General features: G+C 42.9%; 11 protein-coding genes, 1 tRNA gene and 3 pseudogenes. 4 read left to right on the top strand and 11 right to left on the bottom strand.

The annotated features are described in order from the left end of the window. Window positions 1-124: pseudogene (locus IM456_RS10075) on the top strand (IS630 family transposase); the annotation flags it as partial. 14 nt (window positions 125-138) lie between these two features. On the opposite strand, the pseudogene IM456_RS10070 reads toward IM456_RS10075, so the two are convergent. The 8 genes and pseudogenes from IM456_RS10070 to IM456_RS10035 form a co-directional block, all read right to left on the bottom strand. After that, window positions 139-315: pseudogene (locus tag IM456_RS10070) on the bottom strand (DUF5615 family PIN-like protein); the annotation flags it as partial. Further along, a complete protein-coding gene (locus IM456_RS10065; RefSeq protein ID WP_002795644.1) occupies window positions 316-618 on the bottom strand; it encodes a DUF433 domain-containing protein in 303 nt (100 codons plus the stop codon). Between the two features lie 108 nt (window positions 619-726). After that, complete coding sequence (locus IM456_RS10060) at window positions 727-966, bottom strand: DUF2283 domain-containing protein (protein WP_149987244.1); 240 nt, start codon at window positions 964-966, stop codon at window positions 727-729. 96 nt (window positions 967-1,062) lie between these two features. Next, a complete protein-coding gene (locus tag IM456_RS10055; protein WP_012267893.1) occupies window positions 1,063-1,398 on the bottom strand; it encodes a XisI protein in 336 nt (111 codons plus the stop codon). Further along, a pseudogene (locus IM456_RS10050) lies at window positions 1,386-1,523 on the bottom strand (element excision factor XisH family protein); the annotation flags it as partial. The pseudogene IM456_RS10050 and the gene IM456_RS10055, both read right to left, overlap by 13 nt. A gap of 32 nt (window positions 1,524-1,555) precedes the next feature. Next, window positions 1,556-1,798: a DUF4926 domain-containing protein gene (locus IM456_RS10045; RefSeq protein WP_012267894.1), complete on the bottom strand. Its 243-nt coding sequence runs from the start codon at window positions 1,796-1,798 to the stop codon at window positions 1,556-1,558. A 10-nt stretch (window positions 1,799-1,808) separates the two neighbouring features. Beyond that, window positions 1,809-2,141 carry a DUF6883 domain-containing protein gene (locus tag IM456_RS10040; protein ID WP_002800853.1) on the bottom strand — a complete coding sequence of 111 codons (333 nt, stop codon included), beginning with the start codon at window positions 2,139-2,141 and terminating at the stop codon, window positions 1,809-1,811. Window position 2,142: 1 nt separating this feature from the next. Continuing rightward, the gene (locus tag IM456_RS10035) at window positions 2,143-4,791 is read right to left on the bottom strand and encodes a tetratricopeptide repeat protein (protein ID WP_149987245.1); all 2,649 of its coding nucleotides are present in this window, start codon (window positions 4,789-4,791) and stop codon (window positions 2,143-2,145) included. A 93-nt stretch (window positions 4,792-4,884) separates the two neighbouring features. Between IM456_RS10035 and IM456_RS10030 the strand changes: the two genes are divergently transcribed. Beyond that, a complete protein-coding gene (locus IM456_RS10030) occupies window positions 4,885-5,031 on the top strand; it encodes a TauD/TfdA family dioxygenase (RefSeq protein WP_002762128.1) in 147 nt (48 codons plus the stop codon). 36 nt (window positions 5,032-5,067) lie between these two features. Here the strand turns inward: IM456_RS10030 and IM456_RS10025 are convergent. The 3 genes from IM456_RS10025 to petE all read right to left on the bottom strand — a co-directional run bounded on the left by IM456_RS10025 (window position 5,068) and on the right by petE (window position 7,786). After that, window positions 5,068-5,141 (bottom strand) — tRNA-Met (locus tag IM456_RS10025). A gap of 83 nt (window positions 5,142-5,224) precedes the next feature. Then, complete coding sequence (locus tag IM456_RS10020; protein ID WP_008203921.1) at window positions 5,225-6,952, bottom strand: succinate dehydrogenase/fumarate reductase flavoprotein subunit; 1,728 nt, start codon at window positions 6,950-6,952, stop codon at window positions 5,225-5,227. Between the two features lie 456 nt (window positions 6,953-7,408). Continuing rightward, on the bottom strand, window positions 7,409-7,786 hold the full coding sequence (petE, locus tag IM456_RS10015; protein ID WP_079205634.1) for a plastocyanin: 378 nt from the start codon (window positions 7,784-7,786) through the stop codon (window positions 7,409-7,411). A 192-nt stretch (window positions 7,787-7,978) separates the two neighbouring features. Between petE and petJ the strand changes: the two genes are divergently transcribed. Together petJ and IM456_RS10005 are read left to right on the top strand one after the other, a co-directional pair. Continuing rightward, window positions 7,979-8,299 carry a cytochrome c6 PetJ gene (petJ, locus tag IM456_RS10010; RefSeq protein WP_002796336.1) on the top strand — a complete coding sequence of 107 codons (321 nt, stop codon included), beginning with the start codon at window positions 7,979-7,981 and terminating at the stop codon, window positions 8,297-8,299. 116 nt (window positions 8,300-8,415) lie between these two features. Beyond that, on the top strand, window positions 8,416-9,724 hold a 1,309-nt coding region (locus IM456_RS10005; RefSeq protein WP_287707186.1), incomplete at its 3' end, for a DUF3352 domain-containing protein.

The raw sequence follows: 9,724 nt of genomic DNA, 5'->3' as shown, positions 1-9,724 counted from the left end.
TCGAGAATTTGAAAATAAAGAAGAACTGGAAAAAGTAGTCAATCAGCTTTTAAATGAAGGGGGATTGATTATTAAATGGAGTAGAAAACTTAAAAATAAGGGTAATGCTGTCAATGTAACTTAAATGCGTAAAAGCTTATCTTGAGTAAAAATCACGCGACCATTGGCTAAGGCAAATTGCAATTGTATTTCATCGGATACCCCCAATAAATTTTCTTCTGGAGTGGTAGTAACATCAAGGCCTCGCTGGCGCAATCCAAGAGCAATGTTATAGCTTACATTTTCATCAAGGTGAAATTTAATTTTATTGCCCATTCATTTTTTTAGTTTTTCTTGGACTAGAGAAGGTGTTTTAGCTTGCATTTCCTTGGCAAAGGTATCATCATCTGTGATTTGTTGTCTAATTTCTTCAAGGTGATCGTGATAGTAAGAAAGGGCCGCGTAAACATCAGCTAAAGTAATGCTGGGATAATGATAAACAATTTCATCGGGTGACATTCCCAGGCGTTCGTGCCAAATAACGACATCTTGGACTTTGATGCGATGACCTGCGATGCGCGGTTTACCGCCACAAGTTTCTGGGGTAATTTCAATGTGATTGATTAAAGTTGTTGTCATTGATAATAACGAATTTGTCCGATTATAGGGTCACAAGGAATCTGCGCCCAAATGTTATATATATTATATCACGTCAAGGTTTATAGAATAATTTTATTATGACAACTCTTATAAACTTGAAGCTAATTGAGGCGCGACAATAGTTTCGAGGGAAAAAGCATTCAGATCCTTTAAGTTTTTGGCCTGTTTCAAGGTGATTGCACAAATATTCCCCTGCTGATCAAGATCGACCAAGGTATTTTGTATTTTGTATTTGGTATTTTCATTGATTTCTTGAGTCTCGACAATAGGATTGTTATTGAACTCTAGGTATAGAGTATCCGTATCCTGAAAGTAGGTGATTTTCATGGCTGACTTGGGTTATCAAGAGTTTCTAATCTTCTTCTAATAGTGATTCATTTGGCGGCGATTGCGGTTTTGAGAATTGTCCATCATATTTGAAAGTTAAGCGACAGCGAAGCCTGTATATTGACGTATTTTAGGTTCATGGAATCCCAAAACAATATCTTCTTTAGCAATGCCTGCGCTTAGTAATTCTTTGGTGATACCGTCTTCGGTGTTGTCACATTGTACCCAAATTTTGTCGTTAATAATTTCTAAATGAATCAGACAATCATGATAACGCTGATTCTGTTGCCAACCTTCTGAAATGACGAGATATTGATCATTCTGAGGATCAAAAGCTAGACGATTTTGAATGTCCGCATTGTTATAAATAATTTGGCTATAGGGGACAAGAATCTGATGAATAATTTTGCGGTAATGGTTTAGTTTATCCATTGGGTGATTACCTCAGTTTCGGGGTTAAAGATAATTAGTTTTAGTGTTTTTTCTTCAAGGAGTATTTGACCAATTTCTTGATGAAATAAGCTGTTGAAAGTTTTTTCCCGAATAGCAAGATAAAGAGTTCTATCTAAAAGTTGGCGAAAGTTTTATCTTAGACTGAGACTAATTCAGGTTCACTGATCAGCCGTAGAAGTTTTGAGTGATCAACGGTTTCCATCGCAAAGGTTTGGCCGTTTTGATCGGTAAAATCAATCAGAAAAGCTTGCTGATTAAAAGACATTAAAACAGTTCCCATTTGTCCGCGACGCAGAAGGATGGGCTGATGGGTCGTTTTGTGAGTAGCCGTAACATCTTCCGTTAGGGCAACGAGATCGTATTCTTGAATGGTGTTCATCATGGGCTAGTTAATTAATGGGATAGACATTAGTAAGACGAGGAAAATTTTCAGTTATTTGGACAATCCAGCAACTTAAAATTAAGGATTCTCCGATGTCGGTACAGAGGTTAAATTTCAGATCATAGTGAGTGCCATATTGATCGATTTTATAAAGTTCGGCTTCTCCTTCCATTACTGCTTTTTTAAGAGCATTTTCTAGGATTTCTTTATTAGCTAAGGTAATCCCTAATCTTTGTTTGAAAAGCAAGGCTTTATGTTTTCCTTTTGAATGCTCAGGATTGAGGCAGTAACGTTCAAGTTTGTCTCCTAGGTTGGCTTGATCGGCATTGGGAAGTTTCATTTTATTTGTTGGCTTCTCCTAGGTTTCCCTGAATTTGCCCTAACAGTTCCTCACACTCTTTAACCAAGGGAATCCCCAGTTCTTGGCATAATTTAAGCGCTTCTTGGCAATGGCTGAGGGCAAGTTCAGGGCGATTCGTTTGGTGGTCAATTTCAGCAAGGACTCTTAAACTATAGGCGATTAAATATTTATAACCAATATCTTGAGAAATTACTAAGGATGCTTGAATTTTCCTTTCGGCTTCGCTGTAGTTTTCTAGTTTGAGCAATATACTCCCTATAGTATGTAGAGAAGATGCTACCCCTTGCTGATCGCCCATTGCTTCACTGATGTCGAGAGATTGCTGGTGATAGGCGATCGCTTTTTCATACTGTCCCAAGGAAAAATAACAATTGCTTAGATTACCGAGAGAAATTGCCACCCCTTGCCGAAATCTGATTTTTTCACTGATGTCGCGATATTGCTGGTAGAGGTCGATCGCTTTTTCATACTGTCCTAGGTCATAATAACAATTGCCTAAATTCCCGAGAGAACTTGCCACCCCTCGCCGATAGCCCATTGCTTCACTGATGTCGTGACATTGCTGGTGATAGAAAATTGCTTTTTCATACTGCCCCAAGGACTTATAACAATTGCCTAAACCACATAGAGAAGTTGCCACCCCTTGCCAATCTTCTATTTCCTTACTGATGTAGAAACATTGCCGGTGATAGGTGATCGCTTTTTCGTACTGTCCCAAGGAACGATAACAACTTCCCAAATAACTTAACGAGTTACGATAACAAACTTGTTCCCGTTGACTCCCTGCAATCACCTGTTCATAATGATCTGCTTGCTTACGATAAAATCCTTGTAAATCTAAAAAACTATTAACCGATTTATCTTTCTCTTCTCCTCCTCGATCCTCATTCAAAATATCATAAGCTAACTGCCATTCTCCCAATTCCCCTGCATGGTGAAACGCCTCTAAATATTCCTTCAAATCTTCCAAGGATTCCCAGGGAGGGACAGGTAAATGAGCTAAATAATAATCTAAGGCTAATTGATGGGCAGATCGCAATACTTCAGGATTTGCTTGATCTTGCACCACCATTGATATTAAAGGCAAAAACTGAAACCGTCGCGGTTTTCTCGCTTTGGGTTCGGGGGGAAATTCTTGTAATAAAGATAAACAAGCAAAATGTCGTAAATCTTGGTCAGTTATTTCTGGGGTTAATCCCTGCGCTAACCCTAAATCAAAACTCTCGCGCAATACCGATAACCGCGTTAAACTCTCCCTAAACTCTTTCGATAATCGCGCTAAACTGGCGGTAATCACTTCTCTGACACAGGTTTCCGTGTCGCGGTGATAACCTTCCACATCAAACATATTTAAGCCTAAATTTTGCGACTCGGTGACAGAAACCCCTTTCCCAAACTTATCTTTCATCAAACTACAAACCAGTTCCATTAAGAGGGGATGACCTCCCATTTTATCGACAAATTGGGCTAATTCTTCATCGCTTCCCGTTAAGCCGTGATCTTCGGTGACATAACGCATCGCATCCGCTTCTTTTAACCCTTTTAAAGGCCAAGAATAATAATAATCTTGCAAATTGACGGGGAATTTTAGCTGTTCTCGACTGGTGACTAATAGCTTACTGCTGCTTTCTGTGTTTAACCATTTTTGCAAGAATTGCTGATAAACCAAATTTACTGGGGCAGTTAGTACCGTTTCCAAATTATTCAACACTAATAAACAGGGTTTAGCGGTTAACCCTTTGCTGATTGCGTCTATTAATTGCCCATCATTCCATTTTTCATCATAATTTTGTTTTAACTCCTCTAATAACCACCGTCCGAACTGTGCCAAAGGGTAAGGCTGGTTAAAATTAACCCATAATACTGGCCAATCAGCAGTTAATTGATCTGTAAACTTTCTCGCCAGAGCAGTTTTACCATAACCCCCGGCGGCGGTAATCTCGATTAACCTTAGATGGTCATTCCCTAACGCTGTTTGGAGTTCTTGCAATTCTTCCCGTCGTCCTTGCCATCTACGCACGGGTGGGAGTTGCGTATCCACTAACCCAGAGGTGGTCAGGGGTTGGACCGCTTTTTTAGAGGGTTCAGACTGTTTTTTTTTAGATTCTTCAATCAGCGATCGCAATTTATCCTCAACGGATACGAAAACTTTTTCATATTCTGATTTCTTTAGATCACAGAGAGGATTGCTGGGAGAATTATTGCTAGGAGACTGAAATTGATGTAAGTAAAATCTTTGTTCTATTCCCTCTTCATTAGTGTATTTAAAAGAAACACTTTTCACAGTAGAATGTCTAAGAAATATAGGAATTATAACGACTCCTTCTTCTTCACGTCTTTTCAAAATACGGGGTAATTCTTCATTCTTCACATAACGAGAATTAAGCAGGTCTTGGCTAACCAATACCATCGCAATTGTTACTTGTGATAAACTGTCTTTAATTTTTTCATCCCAAATATCCCCCGGTTGTATGTCGAGATCTGACCAGACTATTTTTTCCTCATCATTCAGAGGTTCGAGAAATTTTAACAGTCTGTCTCTCCATCCTTTGTCTTGGTGGGAATAACAAATAAAAATTGATGGCATATCTCTTTCCTCTGACATAACCACTTTTCTGTTATACCACATCTAACCCAGAAAACGGGTTTCTCTAAGAAACCCGTTTTCTAACTTAAGATTGGTCGATTCCAATCCCCGCTACTTCTTTCAAACATTTTGTAAATGGCCCTGTTTGAAGCCTATCACGTTCCGATCTATTTAAAAGCAGAACAGATCTTGATCATGGATAATTATAGTTGTCTCCATTCTCGCCAATCCTACATTGACCCCAATCGCTGTCTTGAAAGGGTAATGTTCGATGTTCCCTAACGGGAAATCGGGGTTAACTACTAGCTTTATAAGTAATGGCGGGAAGCGGATTTGAACCACTGACCTTCGGGTTATGAGCCCGACGAGCTACCAGACTGCTCTATCCCGCGTTGCTTTATTTAGTATAGAACTAAATCTCGGTAAATGCCAAGGAGTTTGTAAAATTCCTTTACATTTACCGTCCGACCAGAGGTTAATACTTACGTTCCACGGGGGTGAAATCCTGAATTACCACGGGCATATAGTCGATATCGATGCCGGAGGGGGAATAATAGGCGAGGGTATGCTGAAGGAAATTTTGGTCATCCCGTTGGGGAAAATCCTCGCGGGAATGGGCCCCTCGGCTTTCTTGACGATTGAGGGCAGAGGTGAGGATAATTTCCCCCACCACCATGAGACTTTGTAATTCCCAGGCCTCGATTAGTTCCGTATTCCAGCAATCCCCCCTATCATCGAGGTAAATCTGCTCGTATTTGCGCTTTAATTCGCCGATTTGTTTAATTCCCTCGCGCATGGTCGCTTCGGTGCGAAAAACGCCGCAATGTTGGGTCATACAGTCTTGGAATTGCTGACGTAGTTGACCGATGCGAATCGTGCCTTTTTTGGTCAATAAAGCGGTGATTTCCTCTTTAGCATCCTGAAGGTAAATATCGGGATTAAAGACGGGAAAAGCGCGTTTTTCGACGTATTTAGCGATCGATTTGCCGGTTCTTCTCCCATAGACCACACATTCTAACAGGGAATTACTGCCCAAACGATTGGCCCCGTGAACGGAGACACAGGAACATTCCCCGGCGGAGAAAAAGCCTTCGGTCAGGGTATCGGCACTTAAGCGAACGCGACCATCGGTATTAACGGGAATGCCTCCCATACAATAGTGAACTGTAGGACGGACGGGCATCGGTTCCTCTACCGCATCGACACCGACGAGACGGTGGGCCTCCTCCCAACAAAAGGGAATGCGACTCATAATTTTTTCCCGGCCTAAATGGCGTAAATCCAGATAGACAAAGGGACCCCCGGCGCTACCGTCCAGATTTACCCCCCGGCCGGCGCGAATTTCTAGGGTAATGGCCCGGGAAGTGATGTCCCGGGGTGCCAATTCCATGCGCGAGGGGGCGTAGTCTTCCATAAAACGACGACCTTCGCTATTGATTAAATAAGCACCTTCACCCCGGACTGCTTCTGAGATTAAAACACCGACGGGATAGAGTCCAGTGGGGTGAAATTGGACAAATTCCATGTCTTCTAGGGGAATACCCGCTTTTGCCGATAAAGCTAAACCGTCTCCCGTACAGGCGAAATCGTTGGAGGTGGTGTTATAAACGCGACCATAGCCCCCCGTCCCGAACATAATTGCTTTTGCCCGGAGGATTTCTAACTGTCCGGTGGCGATTTGGTACATTACTACCCCTTTGGCCGTACCTTCTTCGAGGATAAGACGCAAAACGTACCATTCATCGTAGATTTTTACCTGATTACGGCCTAAATTGCTGACTAATTCGTGCAGCATGGCGTGACCGGTTTTATCGGCGGCGTAACAGGCACGGTTATGGCTGTGACCGCCAAAGGCTCTTTGGGCAATGCGTCCATCTTCGAGACGGGAGAATAACACGCCTAGATGTTCCAATTCGATGATAACTTCGGGGGCTTCTTGGGTGAGAATATCCACTGCATCCTGGTCAGCCAGAAAATCGGAACCTTTGACGGTATCGTAGGCGTGGGCCTTGGGATTATCTTTGGGGTCAACGTTTTGCAGGGCGGCGGCGATACCCCCCTGGGCGGCGACGGAGTGGGAACGAATTGGGTGGGTTTTGGCAACGACAGCAACATCGATAGTCGGGTTGAGGCGTTTGATTTCTAAGGCGGCGCGGCATCCTGCTAACCCACCGCCCACTATAACGACATCGTGTTCTTTCATGGCTGATTTTTCTAGGGGCTTCTGTTTCTATGGTGGGGTGAGAATTGCTCGGAAGTCAGTTTTGTAACCGAGACTTTATATTTCACGAGACAGCCCTTTCAGTTATCAGTTATCAGTTATCAGTTATCAGATGCGAGTTTTCAGTTCACTGATTACTGTTTACTGATTACTGAACTTGGTATGGTTCGCTCGGGGGGCATAAATCGACTAAATCCTTATCTGGCAAAAAACTTAATTGATGAGTTCGTTCTAGTTCAAAAACAATTGACAAAAATCGCCAAATGTCTTTCTCTATAAGAGTTTCATTCCTTATAACCCTGTCCGTTGCATAAGACAAACTGAAGAACCTCACTGATTACTGATTACTGTTTACTGATAACTGAAAAGTCTTCATAATTCCCAAAAAAACAACCCGCGGCAGTTAACCGCGAGTTATTTTTGGTTAAAATCGGATAATTACTGAACGGTAATCGTTCCGACCATACCGGCGCCGCGATGGGGTTCGCAGTAGTAGGTGTAAGTACCCGGTTCGCTGAAAGTGCTTTCAAAGGACTCACCGGCGGAAAAAGCCAGACCCTTGTGGGATAATTTAGCAGCTTGGGCTTCGGGAACCTTGGTGCTATCGAAAACTATGTTATGGGGAGAAAGTTTGTTATTGACCCATTTCACCGTATCTCCTGCTTTAATAGTGAGGGCGGGGGGATCAAATTGTAGTGTACCCGCATCACCGCCCATCTTCACCGTGAAGGTTTCCGCAGCAGCGGAGGCAGTGTTGAAGAAGAAGCTAGAGACGACTAGCACCAGGGTAGCGACCAATAAACCTAATTTTTTCATGCTTGTTAATCCTTTACACGAGGGAAGATGACAAGTTTGACAGCCTGTCTTTTGACAAAAAAGTAAAAGTTTGCTTTTAACTGTCCCATTGATTAATTCTACACCAAGTTTGACAGCTTGTCTTTTGACAAGAAAACCGGTTTTTTCTGACGATGGTTGGGGAATTTCTTGAGAAATAGAGGAGAACCAATCGTGAAAAGATTATTAATTTCCCTGTGCTTGCTCTTGGCTGTGGTTACATTCGGTATGGCTCGTCCCGCTTTAGCTGATGGGGCTTCGATTTTCAGTGCTAACTGCGCTTCCTGCCACATGGGCGGTAAAAACGTGGTTAATGCCGCTAAAACCCTGAAAAAAGAAGATTTAGTTAAATACGGCAAAGATTCCGTTGAAGCTATCGTTACCCAAGTTACCAAAGGTATGGGGGCGATGCCGGCTTTCGGTGGTCGTCTCAGCGCTGAAGATATCGAAACTGTAGCTAACTATGTCCTCGCTCAAGCGGAAAAAGGCTGGTAAAAATTAGTTATCGGTGGCGAGTTATCCGTTGTCAGTCTGGTAAGAATTGTAGCGATCGAAATTCTTGGGTCAATTGCTGGCTTAAAATAGCTAATGGTTCATCTCGGGACAAGGTTGTGAAATTGCGATCGTTTTTCTATATTTTAGGTGCGACGGTAATCATTCTCCTAGGAGTCGCTACAGCCAGTTTTGCTTGGATTCTCGCCGATAGTCCTCTGTCTTTGCTCAAAGGTGGGGTGCTGCGGGAACCGATGGCGGCGATTTTTGTGCCGAAACAGTCCCCGGTTATGGTATCCTTGTTGGTCAATCCCGAACGTTTAGAGTCTTTTGGTCAATTAATCGCTACACCGGCTAATCGACGACGTTCCCACCAACAAATTAAAGATTTAGAAAAAACTCTGCTCGGTAAAACGGGATTAAATTATCAAAAGGAAATCAAACCCTGGTTAGGGGAAGAAATTACCCTCGCTGTTACTTCCCTAGATTTCGATCGCGATACCGATAATGGTATCCAACCGGGTTATCTTTTGGCAATTCAAAGTAAAGATGGTGAACGCGCTAAGGAATTTCTGCAAGCTTCCTACTCAAAACAGGCGGTTTCGGGCAAATTTGACCTTGTTTTTGAACTCTACAAGGGAGTTAACCTCATTTATCAACGTCCCTTGACCGCAGGAGATAATAATCGTTTTCTCGCTAGTGCCGTCGTCGGTGATACGGTGCTTTTTGCCAATAATATCAAGGTTTTGCGCGAGGCCCTTAATAACGTGCAAGTACCGGATTTAAACCTAAAAAATAGCCCTGATTACCGAGAAGCCCTCAAAAATATCACCGAACCGCGTATAGCTATAGTTTACGGCAATTTACCCCCGTTATCGGCTTGGATCGCTAATCAACCCGTCCCGGAGAGTCCCGAAGCAAAACAACGATTAGCCACGGCTTTTTCCCTCAAATCCGGGGGAATAGTCGCTCAAACCGCCTTAATTGGAGTCTTAGGACAGGATAACCAAGCACCAATTTTATCTAGTCCCGTGGGAGCATTATCTTTTATCGGCGAAAATAGCCTTTTAGTCGCCGCTAGTCGGGATTTAAATCGTTTTTGGACTCAGGTAGAGGAGGGGTTAGAAGCAGATAGTCCCCTACAGGAATTAATAACACAGGTCTTAAACCGCTTCCAGTCGCCTTTAGGTTTAAATTTGCCTGAAGACGTTTTTAGCTGGGTTAGAGGCGAATATAGCCTCGCTCTCGTGCCTAGTTCAAAGGGGATGGAACCCGATAGTGTTTTTGTAGGGGAACGGGTGATGGGGGTAGAGGTGGACAGTGCGATCGAGCATTTGGATGAGTTGGCCCGCAGTCGCGGCTATAATGTGGTTAATCTGCCTTTACTCGATCGAACGGTGACAGCTTGGACAAAGTTAACCACGGCGG

Source organism: Microcystis sp. M079S1, assembly GCF_020246425.1.
In the GTDB taxonomy this organism is placed as follows: Bacteria; Cyanobacteriota; Cyanobacteriia; order Cyanobacteriales; family Microcystaceae; genus Microcystis; species Microcystis aeruginosa.
This window is presented reverse-complemented; position numbering and strand designations above follow the sequence as displayed.